Source organism: Mesorhizobium sp. CA14 (assembly GCF_020165195.1).
GTDB lineage: Bacteria > Pseudomonadota > Alphaproteobacteria > Rhizobiales > Rhizobiaceae > Mesorhizobium.
Genome location: NZ_JAIUHR010000029.1, coordinates 22,364 through 35,676 on the forward strand (window position 1 = coordinate 22,364; position 13,313 = coordinate 35,676).

13 protein-coding genes are annotated in these 13,313 nt (G+C 65.0%); 2 read left to right on the forward strand and 11 right to left on the reverse strand.

Annotation, left to right across the window (positions count from 1 at the left end):
* Window positions 1-3: 3 nt before the first annotated feature.
* The 6 genes from LB565_RS24370 to LB565_RS24395 all read right to left on the reverse strand — a co-directional run bounded on the left by LB565_RS24370 (window position 4) and on the right by LB565_RS24395 (window position 6,849).
* Window positions 4-786 carry a carnitinyl-CoA dehydratase gene (locus LB565_RS24370; protein ID WP_224588465.1) on the reverse strand — a complete coding sequence of 261 codons (783 nt, stop codon included), beginning with the start codon at window positions 784-786 and terminating at the stop codon, window positions 4-6.
* Window positions 779-2,857 carry an acetate--CoA ligase family protein gene (locus LB565_RS24375; protein ID WP_224588466.1) on the reverse strand — a complete coding sequence of 693 codons (2,079 nt, stop codon included), beginning with the start codon at window positions 2,855-2,857 and terminating at the stop codon, window positions 779-781. The genes LB565_RS24370 and LB565_RS24375 overlap by 8 nt, the downstream gene beginning before the upstream one ends.
* A gap of 64 nt (window positions 2,858-2,921) precedes the next feature.
* Window positions 2,922-4,085, reverse strand: a complete 1,164-nt coding sequence (locus tag LB565_RS24380; RefSeq protein ID WP_224588467.1) for an acyl-CoA dehydrogenase family protein — start codon at window positions 4,083-4,085, stop codon at window positions 2,922-2,924.
* A 4-nt stretch (window positions 4,086-4,089) separates the two neighbouring features.
* Window positions 4,090-5,229 carry a carnitine 3-dehydrogenase gene (locus LB565_RS24385; RefSeq protein ID WP_224588468.1) on the reverse strand — a complete coding sequence of 380 codons (1,140 nt, stop codon included), beginning with the start codon at window positions 5,227-5,229 and terminating at the stop codon, window positions 4,090-4,092.
* Between the two features lie 2 nt (window positions 5,230-5,231).
* Window positions 5,232-5,855, reverse strand: coding sequence for an HD domain-containing protein (locus tag LB565_RS24390; protein WP_224588469.1), 624 nt, complete (start codon window positions 5,853-5,855; stop codon window positions 5,232-5,234).
* 70 nt (window positions 5,856-5,925) lie between these two features.
* Window positions 5,926-6,849: a 3-keto-5-aminohexanoate cleavage protein gene (locus LB565_RS24395; RefSeq protein ID WP_224588470.1), complete on the reverse strand. Its 924-nt coding sequence runs from the start codon at window positions 6,847-6,849 to the stop codon at window positions 5,926-5,928.
* A gap of 136 nt (window positions 6,850-6,985) precedes the next feature.
* Between LB565_RS24395 and LB565_RS24400 the strand changes: the two genes are divergently transcribed.
* Complete coding sequence (locus LB565_RS24400; RefSeq protein ID WP_224588471.1) at window positions 6,986-7,966, forward strand: GlxA family transcriptional regulator; 981 nt, start codon at window positions 6,986-6,988, stop codon at window positions 7,964-7,966.
* A 26-nt stretch (window positions 7,967-7,992) separates the two neighbouring features.
* Here LB565_RS24400 and LB565_RS24405 read toward each other — a convergent pair whose 3' ends face one another.
* The 4 genes from LB565_RS24405 to xylA all read right to left on the reverse strand — a co-directional run bounded on the left by LB565_RS24405 (window position 7,993) and on the right by xylA (window position 11,129).
* A complete protein-coding gene (locus LB565_RS24405) occupies window positions 7,993-8,451 on the reverse strand; it encodes a cupin domain-containing protein (RefSeq protein ID WP_224588472.1) in 459 nt (152 codons plus the stop codon).
* A gap of 85 nt (window positions 8,452-8,536) precedes the next feature.
* A complete protein-coding gene (locus LB565_RS24410) occupies window positions 8,537-9,322 on the reverse strand; it encodes a TIGR01458 family HAD-type hydrolase (protein ID WP_318012189.1) in 786 nt (261 codons plus the stop codon).
* Between the two features lie 106 nt (window positions 9,323-9,428).
* Window positions 9,429-9,632: a hypothetical protein gene (locus tag LB565_RS24415; RefSeq protein ID WP_140647174.1), complete on the reverse strand. Its 204-nt coding sequence runs from the start codon at window positions 9,630-9,632 to the stop codon at window positions 9,429-9,431.
* Between the two features lie 171 nt (window positions 9,633-9,803).
* Complete coding sequence (xylA, locus tag LB565_RS24420; protein WP_224588474.1) at window positions 9,804-11,129, reverse strand: xylose isomerase; 1,326 nt, start codon at window positions 11,127-11,129, stop codon at window positions 9,804-9,806.
* 111 nt (window positions 11,130-11,240) lie between these two features.
* Between xylA and LB565_RS24425 the strand changes: the two genes are divergently transcribed.
* On the forward strand, window positions 11,241-11,603 hold the full coding sequence (locus LB565_RS24425; protein WP_224588475.1) for a nuclear transport factor 2 family protein: 363 nt from the start codon (window positions 11,241-11,243) through the stop codon (window positions 11,601-11,603).
* A 197-nt stretch (window positions 11,604-11,800) separates the two neighbouring features.
* Here LB565_RS24425 and xylB read toward each other — a convergent pair whose 3' ends face one another.
* Window positions 11,801-13,255 carry a xylulokinase gene (xylB, locus tag LB565_RS24430; RefSeq protein WP_224588476.1) on the reverse strand — a complete coding sequence of 485 codons (1,455 nt, stop codon included), beginning with the start codon at window positions 13,253-13,255 and terminating at the stop codon, window positions 11,801-11,803.
* Window positions 13,256-13,313: the final 58 nt, after the last annotated feature.

The window sequence follows — 13,313 nt, forward strand, 5'->3', positions numbered from 1 at the left end:
GAATCACTTGCCCTTCCAAACCGGCTCGCGCTTCTCCGCGAACGCCCGGAACCCTTCCATGTTGTCTTCCGACCCGTAGAGCTTGTCGACCGTCGGCAACTGCCGGCGCGTCACCTTGTTCATGGCGTCCTGGAAGGTCAGCGCCTCGGCCACCCGCGCGGTCTCCTTGATTGCGGCGAAGACCAGCGGCGGGCCGCTGGCTAGCAACCTTGCGATCTCCCAGACGCGCTCCTCGAGCTTGTCCTTGGGCAGCACCTCGTTGACCAGGCCCCAGCGATGCGCCTCGGCAACATCCATCCAGCGGCCGGTGAACAGAAGGTCCATGGCGATATGGTAGGGGATGCGCTTCGGCAGCTTGATGGTCGCAGCGTCGGCCAGCGTGCCGGCGCGGATCTCGGGCAGCGCGAAAGAGGAATGGTCAGAGGCGTAGATGAGGTCGCAGGACAGCGCCAGCTCGAAGCCGCCGCCCACCGCCATGCCGTTGACGCAGGCGATCACCGGCTTGTTGAGGTCGCGCAACTCCTGCAGCCCGGCAAAGCCGCCGACGCCGTAGTCGCCGTCGACCGCGTCGCCTGCGGCCGCCGCCTTGAGGTCCCATCCGGCGCTGAAGAACTTGTCGCCTGCGGTCTTGACGATAGCGACGCGCAGCTCGGGATCGCCGCGGAACGCCTTGAAGGTCTCGCCCATCAGCCGCGACGTCTTGAGGTCGATCGCATTGGCCTTCGGCCGGTCGAGCGTGACTTCGAGGATCGCGCCTTCGCGGCGGGTGGTGATGACGTCAGCCATTCTTCTTTTCTCCAAGCACGAGCAGGGCATCCGCGATCCAGGCGCCCTTGCCTTTAGCGCAGACGATCAGCGGGTTGATGTCGAGTTCCTCGATCTCGCCTTCGTTCTTCTGCACGAAGTCGGCAATGCCGGCGATGGCGTCGATGGCGGCGTCGACGTCGGCCCTGGGCCGGCCGCGATAGCCTTCGAGGAGCGGGTAGAGCTTGAGCCCACGCAATGCCGCCTCGATGTCGTCGCGCGTTGCCGGTAGCATCAGGGTCACGCTGTCGCGCAAAAGCTCGACTAGCACGCCGCCGGTGCCGAGCGTCATCACCACGCCGAACATCGGGTCGCGGGTGAAACCGACGATCAGCTCGGCGACGCCGTCGCGCACCATGCGCTCGGCATAGAGCCCTGTGCCGAGCGGCAAAAGGTCATGCGCGGCGGCGCTGACGGATTCGGCGTCCTTGAGGTTCAGCCTGACAGCGCCGACTTCCGACTTGTGCGTGACACCGAGCGCCTTGAGAGCCACCGGGAAGCCCAGCGTCATGGACGAGATCACCGCCTCGACCGCATTGGAGGCGCGCTCGCCCCTTGGCACTGGCAGGCCGGCCTTGATCAGCCTTTCCTTGGCCTCGGCCTCGTCCGGTGTCACGCGTTTGGCTTCGGATACGCCTGCCGCCGTGGTGTCGACCGGCTGCGCCTGCGGCTCGCGCCAGGCCCAGCCGATGAAGGCGGCGGCCTGGGCGGCGTCCATGGCTTCCGGGATGCCGAACAGCGGCACCATGCCGCGCGCCATCAGGCCGGCGGTGTATTCCTCCGGCAAGTTTTCCGGCAGCGAGGAGACGATCGCCCCTTGCGCCTTGTTGGTCTTCAGCGCCGCCTCGAAGGCGCGCAGCGTCGCCCACCAGTCGACGTCGGAACAGCGGTCCGGGCGCGGAAAGTCGAGCACCAGCATGTTGAGGTCGAAGCCGCCCGACACCATCGCGGTGAAGGTGGCCGTCATCGCCGGCTCGTTGTTCCAGATGAAGGTGTGGTAGTCGAGCGGATTGGCGACGGCGACCAGCGGCCCGAGCGTCGATTTGACATGTGCGCGGTGCTCGGCCGTCAGTGCCGGGAAATGCACCCAGCGCCCCTCGGCGCTGTCGGCCATCACCGAAGCCTCGCCGCCCGAGCAGCTCATCGATGAAAGCTTGTAGCCGGATAGGGGGCCGGTGATGTGCAGCAGCTTCAGCGCCTCGATGAAGGCCGGAATGGAATCGACACGCGCTATGCCGAGCCGCTTCAGGAACGCGCCGGAGGCGGCGTCCGAGCCGGCGAGCGAAGCGGTGTGCGACACCGTCGCCTGCCTTGCCTGTTCGGACCGCCCGACCTTCATGGCGATGATTGGCTTCTTCAATTCGCGCGCCCGGGCCGCCAGTTTCTCGAAGCCGGCGACCGAATCGAAGGCCTCGATATGCAGGCCGAGCGAGGTAACGCGCTCGTCCTCGATCAGGCCAAGCGCCATTTCGGAAAGCCCCGTCTGCGCCTGGTTGCCGGCTGTCATCAGGAAGGCGATCGGCAGCCCGCGCTTCTGCATCGTCATGTTGATGGCGATGTTGGACGACTGGGTGATGATGGCGACGCCCTTGCCGTCCTCGGCCAGTCTGATCCCGCCATGCTGGTCGGGCCAAAGCAACGCGCCGTCGGCATAGTTGATCAGGCCGTAGCAGTTTGGACCGATGATCGGCATCTGGCCCGCGGCGGCGACGAGCTCGGCCTGCAGCCGCTCGCCGTCCTCGTCATAGGCCTCGGTCTCGAGGAAGCCGGCCGCAAAGCAGACGGCGCCGCCGGCGCCGCGCTCGGCCAGCGCCTTGATCACCTCGATGGTGAGATGCCGGTTGACGCCGACAAAGGCGGCGTCCGGCGCGCCCGGCAGGTCGGCAACGGAGCGGTAGGCTTTGCGGCCCGCGACCTCGTCCTTGGTCGGATGCACCGGCCAGATTTCGCCGGCAAAGCCCATCTTGATCGACTGCGCCACGACGGCGGCGGCCTGCGCCCCGCCAAACACGGCGATCGATTTCGGGCGCAGGAGACGTTCGAGTTTATGCATGGCCATCTTTTCGTTCGAGCGCGATCTTGTCCAAGGCCGGATCCGGGCCTTGGCGTATCATGCTCTAAGCTCCGAACGGACGCAGCAGCGCCCGCGAAATAATATGTCGCTGAATCTCCGACGTGCCTTCCCAGATGCGCTCGACGCGAGCGTCGCGCCAGATGCGCTCCAGCGGCAGGTCGTCCATAAGCCCCATGCCGCCATGGATTTGGATGGCCTCGTCTGCGACGAAGGCCAGCATCTCGGTGGCCTTCAGCTTGGCCATCGCCATGTCCTGGTCGGTGACGGTGCCCTGATCGTACTTCCAGCCGGCTTCGAAGACCATCAAGTCCGCGGCCTTCAATTCCGTCGCCATGTCGGCGAGCTTGAACGACACGCCCTGGAACTTGCCGATCTGCTGGCCGAACTGCTGGCGCTGCGCGGCATATTCTATGGCGTGCGACAGCGCGCGTTCGGCGCGGCCGAGGCAGGTGGCGCCAACCTGGAGACGCGTGGCGCCGAGCCAGGAGTTGGCGACGTCGAAGCCCTTATGCACTTCGCCGAGCACCTGGGAAGCCGGCAGCCGGCAGTCGTCGAATTCGAGGATCGAATTGGTGTAGCCCCGATGCGAGACGTTGCGATAGCCGTCGCGCACCGCGAAGCCCTTGGTGCCCTTGTCGACGAAGAAGGCGGTGATCTTCTTGCGCTTGCCGCGCGGCGAATCCTCTTCGCCCGAAGCCATGAACACGATGGCGAAGTCGGCGATGTCGGCATGCGAGATAAAGTGCTTGGTGCCGTTGAGCACCCAGTCCGAGCCGTCCTGCACCGCCGTCGCCTTCATGCCGCGCAGGTCGGAGCCGGCGCCGGGCTCCGTCATCGCCAGGCAGTCCCACTTCTCGCCGCGGATACAGGGAAAGAGATATTTCTCGCGCTGTTCCGGCGTGCCGGCAAGCAGGATGTTGGACGGACGCGCCACGCAGGTCCAGTGCAGCGCGTAATTGGCGCGGCCAAGCTCCTTCTCGTAGAGCAGCCAGCTCACCGTATCGAGGCCGGCACCGCCGACATCGGCCGGCATGTTAGCAGCATAAAGCCCGGCCCCGATCGCCTTCGCCTTCAATTCGTCGATCAGCTCGCGGCGCAGCTCGCCGGTGCGCTCCACCTCGCGCTCATGCGGGTAGAGCTCGTTCTCGACGAAGGCGCGGGTCGTCTCGACGATGAGCTTCTGTTCTTCCGAAAGACCGAAATTCATCGCCTCAACCCTTCTTCTTGCCCTTCTTCGCCTTATCGGCCTTGGCTGGCTTCCCAGTCTTTGTCGGCTTTTCAGCCTTTGCCGGCTTCGCGGCTTTCTTCGCCGGCTTGGCCTTTGCGGGAGCCTTGGTGGAGGTCTTCTTCGCCGCCAGCTTGGCGAGCTGCCGGGTATAGTCCTTGTGCAGCGCCCCGGCGCCCCAGCCCTTGCCCTTGTTCTGCTTCGACAGTGCTTCCATGATCGCGACCAGATTGTCGTCGCGGATGCGCTCCAGCTCGCGGATCGACAGGCCATGCGCCTGCTCGTCCGACTGCGTGGCAATCAGGTCGACCAGCTCGTCGTTGAACTCCGGCACGTCCATCAGCTTGGTCCAGGGCCATTTCAGGCAGGGTCCGAACTGCGCCATGAAGTGGCGCATGCCGGCCTCGCCGCCGGCGACGCGATAGACCTGGAACATGCCCATCTGCGCCCAGCGCAGACCGAAGGAATAGCGCATGATGTCGTCGAGTTCCTCGACGGTGCAGATGCCGTCCTTGACCAGCCACAGCGCCTCGCGCCAGGCCGCTTCCAGGAGGCGGTCGCCGACGAAGGCCTCGATCTCCTTGCGCACCATCACCGGCTTCATGCCGATCGAGGCGTAGAGCTCCTTGGCCACCTCGATCGCCTCGGGGAAGGTCTGCTCGCCGCCGACGATCTCGACCAGCGGCAGCAGGTAGACCGGGTTGAACGGATGGCCGACCACCAGCCGTTCCGGGTGCTTCTTCATCGCAACCTGCATGTCGGTCGGCTTGATGCCGGAAGTCGACGAGCCGACGATGGCGTTGGCCGGCGCATGCGTGTCGATCTCGGCCAGCACCTTGTGCTTGAGGTCGAGGCGCTCCGGCACGCTCTCCTGGATGAAGTCGGCGTCGGCGACCGCTTCGGCGATGGTCTTGGCGTAGGTCAGCTTGCCTTCCTTGGGCAGGCCGCCGGGCAGCATCTGCTTGTAGGCGCGGCGCGCGCCCTTCATCACTTCGCCAACCTTGCGCGACGCTTCCGGATCCGGATCGAAGATCGAGACGTCGATGCCGTTCAGCAGCAGCCGCGCCACCCAGCCGGCGCCGATGACGCCGCCGCCGATGGCGGCCGCCTTGTTGATGATGCTCATGGTCAGGCTCCGGTTCTCGTCTTGGCTGTTTCGGGATCTGTGAGGGCCACGCGCTCGCCGGTGCGGATCACGGCCGGATCGTAGGCGTTGCGGGCGAACACTTCGAGCACGAAGGGCCGGAAGAACTCGACCGGCAGCGTTTCGTAGCCGGGGTCGAAGCTCGACTGGTCCCAGCGCTCGCAGAACTGGTCGCAATCGTCGAAATACGGATGGCCGGCGAAGCGGTCGCGGGCATGCCGGTTGCCGCCCAGATGATGCGCGTAATAGAGGCGCTGGAAGTCGCCGTGCTTTTCCACCACCCAGGTGCATTGCTCGCGCACGAAGGGTTTCAGGATCGCAGCCGCATATTCGTCATGATTGTAGGGCGCATAGATGTCGCCGATGTCGTGCAGCAGCGCTGAGACGACCCAGTCGGTGTCGGCGCCATCCTTCCAGGCGCGCGTCGCCGCCTGCAGCGAATGGCCGAGCCGGGTGATCTTATAGCCCGACAGACCTTCGTCCAGCTGCACGAGCGCGTCGAGCAGCCGGTCGCCGGTCTTGGCGGCATAGTCGATCTCATGGGCGGTCAGGAATTCGTAGTCTTCCCTGTCGCCGTCCTTCATCGCCGTGAATTTGACGGTAGCCATGCTCAACTCCCGGTGTCTTGTTTGAGCATGATCTTGTCCGAAAACCGGTACCCACTTTTCGGGATCATGCTTAAGCCGCGGCAGCGATCGGCGCCCGCTTGGTGAGGTTGAGCTTCTTGCGCACGTCTTCCGGCCCAAGAATCCTGGCGCCGAGATTGGTGACGATGCTGGCCGCGCGCTCGACGAGCTGCGCGTTGGTGGCGAGCACACCCTTGTCGAGCCACAGATTGTCCTCTAGGCCGACGCGGACATTGCCGCCGGCAAGCACGGCCGCCGCCGCATAGGCCATCTGGTTGCGGCCGATCGAGAAGGCCGACCAGTTCCAGGTCGAGGGCACGTTGTTGACCATCGCCATGAAGGTGTTGAGGTCGTCCGGCGCACCCCACGGCACGCCCATGCAGAGCTGCACCAGCGCGTCGGGGTTGAGCACCTTTTCCTCGACCAGCTGCTTGGCGAACCACAGATGGCCGGTATCGAAGGCCTCGATCTCGGGCTTCACGCCCAACGCCGTCATCATGCCGCCCATGGCGCGCAGCATGCCGGGCGTGTTGGTCATCACATAGTCGGCTTCGGCGAAGTTCATCGTGCCGCAATCCAGCGTGCAGATCTCCGGCAGGCACTGGCGCACATGCTCCATGCGGTTGGAGGCGCCGCCCATGTCGGTGCCCTTCTCGTTCAGCGGCAGCGGCGCTTCCGGCGAGCCGAACACCATGTCGCCGCCCATGCCGGCAGTGAGGTTCAGCACCACATCGACATTGGCCTCGCGGATGCGCTCGGTCACCTCGCGGTAGAGATGCACGTCGCGCCTGGGCTTGCCGGTCTCGGGGTCGCGCACATGGCAATGGACGATCGCCGCACCCGCCTTGGCGGCGTCAATCGCCGAATCGGCGATCTGCTTGGGAGAACGCGGCACATGCGGGCTGCGGTCCTGCGTACCGCCGGAGCCGGTCACGGCACAGGTAATGAAGACCTCGCGGTTCATCGCAAGCGGCATAGTCTTTCCTCCCAGTTAGATCAGCCATCCATGTCGACCAAAAAGTCGGAAACCGGCTTTGGTATGACGACATGCGCCGAAGCTGGCCAAGAATGACCGACTTGTCGGAAACTGTTTTGCGTTTTACGAAGACCTCATGATCAAAAGCGAAAAGCCGACCATCTTTCGGTCCGAACGCGAGACGCTCAAGGTGACGTTCCTCGTGTTCTCGGGATCCTCGATCATGTGCGTGGCCTCGGCGGTCGACCCGCTACGCGCCGCAAACCGCATCTCGGGCGAGACGCTGTTCGATTTCAAGCTGGTCTCGCTCACCGGCGAGGCTCCGGTCACGACATGCGGCCTTCCCGTGGCCGTCAGCGGCCGCTTCGACGCGGCCGAAGCCACCGACATGCTGGTCGTCGTCGCTGGCTTCGGCACGCAGAACTACGCCACGTCGGCGCTGCTTGCCGGCCTGCGCCGCGCTGCTCGCGCCGCGCGCGCCTGTGGCGGCGTGGAGGCGGGCACCTGGCTAGTGGCGCGCGCCGGCCTGCTTGAGGGCCGCAGCGCCACCACGCATTGGGAGGACATGGAGGACTTCTCCGCCGCGTTCCCGGGCGTCGATGTGCGGCCGGATCGCTACGTCATCGATGGGCCGGTCTTCACCTCCGGCGGCGCCTCGCCGACCTTCGACCTGATGCTGCATCTCATCCGCACGAGGCTCGGCATGGCCGCCGCGCTCGATGTCGCGAGCGTCTTCATCTACGACCAGGCGCGTGCCGCGACCGACGCGCAGCCGCTGGTCTCGCTTGGCCGGCTCGACGGCTACGATCCTAGGCTTGCCCAGGCGATCCGGCTGATGGAAGCGCATGTCGACCAGCCGCTCACCATCGACGCCGTCGCCAAACGCGCCGGTGTCACGGCAAGAACGCTGGAAAGCATTTTCCGCAGATCGATCGGCGAGACGCCCGGCGCCTATTATCTGAGGCTGCGCCTCAGCGCCGCTCGCCGCCTGGTGGTCGACACGCGCATCGCCATGGCGGATATTGCCGGGCGTACAGGCTTTTCGTCCGCCGCGGCATTTTCCAGGGCATTTTCAAGAGCTTTCGGCGAGGCGCCGGTCAGGCTGCGGCGCGGCTAGGGCAATTCCAGGAAAAAGTGAAGCGTTCATAGCCGCCCTCCATCCTTGCGGCTGTAGTGGACGCCGGTCTCGTCGGCGACGGCGACCAGATCGACGTCGGAAAAGTGCGCGTGTTCGCGCGGCGTGCGCGTTCCTACCTCGAGATAGATGGCGTCGTTGTCGGAGCGGTTGACCAGATGGTGACCGTTGGCGACGCCCGCCTTGAAGCCGGCCGCGTCGCCCGGCCGCAGCACGGTCTCGCCTTCGTCCTCGATCAGCGTCAGCTCGCCTTCAATGACAAAGACGAACTCGTCCTGATTCTCGTGCCAATGGCGAAGCGATGAGAAAGCGCCAGGCACGAGCTTCGCCAGGTTGACGCCGAACTGGGTCAGGCCGGCCTCATCGCCGAGACGCTTGCGCGAACGGCCGGCGACCAGTTTGTCGTGCGGCGGCGGATAACCGCCGCGCGCGACGAACGGCAAGGCGGTTGCGTTGATCTTCGGCATGGCCTCACATCCTTTCGGGTCGCTGTAGCGGCTCCCGTGCCGCCGATGCGAGCGCGCTCGCTGGACGGCATGCGTCAGATGAAACTCAAAGCGCATCGGCCGGATACGTCTCAGTACGGCGCGCTTCAAGTATCCAGTCCGTCGCGGCGGTGAGATCGTCGACCAACGCCGTCGGAGCCGGATCGAAGCGCGTTTCGTCGCCGGGGCGGTATTTGCCGGTCCGCACGAGCAGCGCCGCGCCGAGACCGGCGCTGAGCGCGCCGGCGACATCGCTCTCCGCGTCGTCGCCGACCATGACCGCATCGGCCGCAGGGCAGTTCAAATCGGCGAGCGCCGAAAGGAAGAAGTCCGCCGACGGCTTGCCGAGCACGACGGGACTTCGGCCGCTGGCGAATTCGAGGGCCGCAACGAAGGCGCCGGCGTCGAGGCTGAGTTGGCCATCCGCATCCTTGAAGATGCGGTTGGTGGCCAAAGCCACAAAATCGGCACCGGCGGATAACGCGCGGAAAGCACGATTGAGGCTGGCATAGCCGAATGCCTCGCCGGCGTCGCCCACGACGACCGCCTTGCTGCTTCCTCCCTCCAGGCCCGAAAACTCTGCTTCGAGATCGGGATGGACGAGCAGATGCGGCTGGCACCCGTGCCTGCGCAACCATTCGATCGCAGCCTGCGCCGGCGTCAGCAATTCTTCGTCCGCAACTTTGATGCCCATGGCGGCAAGTTGCGCGACGATCTTGCTGCGCGGTGAACGTGTCGTGTTGCTGACGAAACGCAGCGGCAAGGCGGCATCGCGCAGACGCTTAATTGCCTTCGCCGCTCCCGCTATCGGGGTGTCGCCATCACAGACGACACCTAGAAGATCCAGGAGCACCGCGCGTATCATAGACGCAGGATGGAGAAACAGTCTGCGTTCGTCAAACCGCGGAGGAATCGGGCCGCGGAAGAATCAGGCCACGGAAGAATCAGTCGCGGAAGAATCAGGCGGCGTCGCGGCCTTCGCCGACGATGCGCGTGCGCATGCTTTTGGCCAGCGCCGTTTCCAACCGCGCGGCGACCGCGCGGTCCCATTCATTTGTCTTGCGGCCGCCGTCTTTCGAATGCGGCAACGCCATCAGCCGGTCGATGATCGATCCGGCCTCGCCGGACGAAAGCAGGGCGTCGATTTCGCGTTCATGCTGCATATCGGTTCGCCTCCTTCTTCTTCACCCGCCACAGGAGCCACGTTTATACGAGTTCCGTGACGGCTGTTTGAAGGCAAGAGCGGGGCGATTAAGGGGCGGCTCGGGGCAAAACCTTGTCGTGAAGTTCTGCCCCGCGCGAATGCAATACGGTCGGGCGTTCCGCCTGAGCGATCAGACGTAGCGGTTGACGATGTTCTCCAGCAGTTCCTGCCGGCCGGAGCGCGGCTGCGGCTCGATCTTGTCCTTCACCACGCGCTCGGCGATCTCCTCCAGCGTGCGCTCACCCGAGAGCATCGCTTTGCCTTCGGCGGTGTTCCAGCCAGCATAGCGCTCGGCGAGCGGGCCGGACAGCGCCTTGTCCTCGATCATCTTGGCCGCCGCCTTGAGGCCGCGCGCGCAGGCATCCATGCCGCCGATATGGCCGATCAGGAGGTCGTCCGGGTCGAGCGACTGGCGCCTGAGCTTGGCGTCGAAATTGGTGCCGCCGGTCTTGAAGCCGCCGCCCTGCAGCACCTGGTAATAGGCCAGCGCCATTTCCGGCACGTTGTTGGGGAACTGGTCGGTATCCCAGCCCGACTGGTAGTCGTTGCGGTTCATGTCGATCGAACCAAAGATTCCGAGCGCGTTGGCCAGCGCCAGCTCGTGCTCGAAGGAATGGCCGGCAAGGATCGCGTGGCCCTGCTCGATGTTGAGCTTGACTTCCTTCTCCAGCCCGAAGCGCTTGAGGAAGCCATAGACGGTGGCGACGTCATAGTCGTACTGGTGCTTGGTCGGCTCCTGCGGCTTCGGCTCGATCAGGATCGTGCCGTTGAAGCCTATTCTGTGCTTGTAATCGACGACGAGGCTGAGGAAGCGGCCGGCCTGTTCCTGCTCGCGGGCAAGGTCGGTGTTGAGCAAGGTCTCATAGCCCTCGCGGCCGCCCCACAGCACATAGTTCTCGCCCTTGAGCTTCTTGGTGACGTCGATGCAGCTCTTCACCGTCGCCGCCGCATAGGCAAACACATCCGGATCGGGATTGGTAGCCGCGCCCGACATGAAGCGGCGGTGCGAGAAGAGGTTTGCCGTGCCCCAGAGCAGCTTGACGCCGGTCTGTTTCATCTTGTCGGCGAAATAGTCGGTGATCTCGTCGAGGCGCGCGGCGCTCTCCGAAAAATCCTTGCCTTCCGGGCGCACGTCTGCATCGTGGAAGCAGAAATAGGGCGCGCCGAGCAGCGCGAACATTTCGAAGGCGACGTCGGCCTTGAGCTTGGCCAGCTCCATCGTGTCGACGCCGCCCGGCTTGGCGAACCAAGGGCGGTCGAAGGTCTGGCCTCCAAACGGGTCGCCGCCCGGCCATGCGAAGGAATGCCAATAGGCGACGGCGAAGCGCAAATGGTCTTCCAGCCGCTTGCCGGCTACCACCTCGTCGGGATTGTAGAACCGGTAGGCCAGCGGATTGGTCGAATCCGGCCCTTCATATTTGATCTTCTTGATATCGCCGAAAAATCCGCTGCTCATGGTTTCCTTCCTCTCCGGGTGCTTTGCCTGATTACCTCAGGCGTAATTGGTTTCGCTCTTGCGGGGCGCGAAAAGCGTCATGTCGAAACGATACAACGAAGGAACATGACAATGACCGACCTCAACACGATCGCCCGTAACTACATCGCCGCCTGGAACGAGAGCGATGCGACCCGCCGCAAGGCGCTGCTCGACGCGGCGTTCACCAAGGATGTCAGCTATCGCGACCCGGTCATGCAGGGCGACGGCCGTGACGGCATCGCGGCGCTGATCGACGGCGTCCAGCAGCGTTTCGCCGGCTTCCGCTTCTCGCTCAAAGGCGAGCCGGACGGTTTCGCCGACAATATCCGCTTCTCGTGGAATCTGGGACCGGAAAGCAGCGAGTCCGTCATCGAAGGCACCGACATCGGCGTCATCGAGGATGGTCGGCTGAAGAGCGTCACCGGGTTTTTGGACAAGGTGCCGGCGCAATGAGGCTAAATGGGTAAGAGGGGCGCGAGGCACCCCCCTCTGCCCTGCCGGGCATCTCCCCCTCAAGGGGGGAGATTGACTGTCACGCGGACCTTCGCCAATCGCCAGCATTGAAAAAAGCGCGGCAGCGCCGAAGCTGCCAATCTCCCCCCTTGAGGGGGAGATGCCCGGCAGGGCAGAGAGGGGGGCCTCGCGCATACTCACGCAGTAACAGCCCTTATTGCCGGATACAGCGCCCGATACCTCTGATAGGCATCGGCATAAGCGCTGCCCAGCCCGGCATCCGGCTCGACCGTCGCATCCGTCGCCGGCGCGGTGCAGACGGCAAGCGGATCGGCGCCGGTCGCGGCGATCAACCCCAACCGCGCCGCGCCGAAGGCGGCGCCGAAATCGCCATCGGCCGGGATGTCGACCGGCACCTGCAGCGCGGTGGCGATCGCCTTCAGCCAATAGCGCGAGCGCGAGCCGCCGCCGATCGCGGTCACCCGGCTCAGTATCGTGCCGGCCGTCTTCAGCGCTTCGAGACTGTCGCGGAAGGCGAAGGCGACGCCCTCGAGCACGGCCTGCGTCAGCACGGCCCGGCTCGATTGATGCGCGAGGCCAGTGAAGGAGCCGCGGATGGCGGAATCATTGTGTGGCGTCCGCTCGCCCGAGAGATAGGGCAGGAAGGTGACGCCCGTCGGCGCCCTGAGCTTGTCGCCAAGCTCGCCGGTCAGGTCGCCGGCGTCCTTTCCGGTGATCTCCGACAGCCAGTTGAGCGAATCGGTGGCCGACAGGATCACGCCCATCTGGTGCCAGGTGTCGGGCAGCGCATGACAGAATGTGTGCACCGCGCTTTCCGGATTGGGCAGATAGGAGGCGTTTGCCGCAAAGAGCACGCCCGACGTGCCGAGCGAGACGAAAGCATACCCGGCGCCGACCGTGCCCATGCCGCAGGCGGAGGCCGCATTGTCGCCGGCGCCGCCGGCAATTGGAATTCCCGCCGCGATCCCCCATTTCGACGCGAGCTCGCCGCGCAAGGCGCCGGCCTTGGCCGTGCCTTCGACCAGCGACGGCATGTGCTTCTCGTCGAGCGATGTCGCCGCCAGCAGTTCCGGCGACCAGCGGCGCTTGCCGACATCGAGCCACGAGGTGCCGGCCGAATCCGACATTTCGGAAATGTGCTCGCCGGTCAGCCAGAGTCGCAGGTAATCCTTGGGCAGCAGCACTTTGGCGATGGCGGCGAAGGTCCCGGCTTCGTGTTCTTTCACCCAGGCAAGCTTCGGCGCGGTGAAGCCGGGAAAGACGATGTTGCCGGTGAGCTTGCGGAAGCGCGGATCGGCATCGAGCGCCGCCGCCTCGACATGGCTGCGCGTGTCGTTCCACAGGATGCAGGGGCGCAGCACCTTGTCCGAGGTATCGAGCAGGGTGGCGCCATGCATCTGGCCGGAAAGGCCGATACCCTTGACCGCGGCAAGCTCCTTCGGGTGCGAAGCCTTGAGCTCGGCAATCGCCGTCTCGCAGGCCTCGATCCAATGCGCCGGATCCTGTTCCGACCAACCGGGATGCGGCCGCGAGACGTCGAGCGAGCCATGGCCGGAGCCGATGACTTTCTGGCCGTCGTCGATCAGCAGCGCCTTGACGCCCGAAGTGCCCAGGTCGAGGCCGAGATACATGATTTCCTCCCATTGCCATTAATTTTTTCGGATCTCGAAAAAATCTGGCTCGGCAGTT

What these genes read in the sequence shown, in the direction of transcription:
- LB565_RS24370 (WP_224588465.1), bottom strand. Translation starts at nt 786, where the DNA reads ATGGCTGACGTCATCACCACCCGCCGCGAAGGCGCGATCCTCGAAGTC.
- LB565_RS24375 (WP_224588466.1), bottom strand. Translation starts at nt 2,857, where the DNA reads ATGCATAAACTCGAACGTCTCCTGCGCCCGAAATCGATCGCCGTGTTT.
- LB565_RS24380 (WP_224588467.1), bottom strand. Translation starts at nt 4,085, where the DNA reads ATGAATTTCGGTCTTTCGGAAGAACAGAAGCTCATCGTCGAGACGACC.
- LB565_RS24385 (WP_224588468.1), bottom strand. Translation starts at nt 5,229, where the DNA reads ATGAGCATCATCAACAAGGCGGCCGCCATCGGCGGCGGCGTCATCGGC.
- LB565_RS24390 (WP_224588469.1), bottom strand. Translation starts at nt 5,855, where the DNA reads ATGGCTACCGTCAAATTCACGGCGATGAAGGACGGCGACAGGGAAGAC.
- LB565_RS24395 (WP_224588470.1), bottom strand. Translation starts at nt 6,849, where the DNA reads ATGCCGCTTGCGATGAACCGCGAGGTCTTCATTACCTGTGCCGTGACC.
- LB565_RS24400 (WP_224588471.1), top strand. Translation starts at nt 6,986, where the DNA reads ATGATCAAAAGCGAAAAGCCGACCATCTTTCGGTCCGAACGCGAGACG.
- LB565_RS24405 (WP_224588472.1), bottom strand. Translation starts at nt 8,451, where the DNA reads ATGCCGAAGATCAACGCAACCGCCTTGCCGTTCGTCGCGCGCGGCGGT.
- LB565_RS24415 (WP_140647174.1), bottom strand. Translation starts at nt 9,632, where the DNA reads ATGCAGCATGAACGCGAAATCGACGCCCTGCTTTCGTCCGGCGAGGCC.
- xylA (WP_224588474.1), bottom strand. Translation starts at nt 11,129, where the DNA reads ATGAGCAGCGGATTTTTCGGCGATATCAAGAAGATCAAATATGAAGGG.
- LB565_RS24425 (WP_224588475.1), top strand. Translation starts at nt 11,241, where the DNA reads ATGACCGACCTCAACACGATCGCCCGTAACTACATCGCCGCCTGGAAC.
- xylB (WP_224588476.1), bottom strand. Translation starts at nt 13,255, where the DNA reads ATGTATCTCGGCCTCGACCTGGGCACTTCGGGCGTCAAGGCGCTGCTG.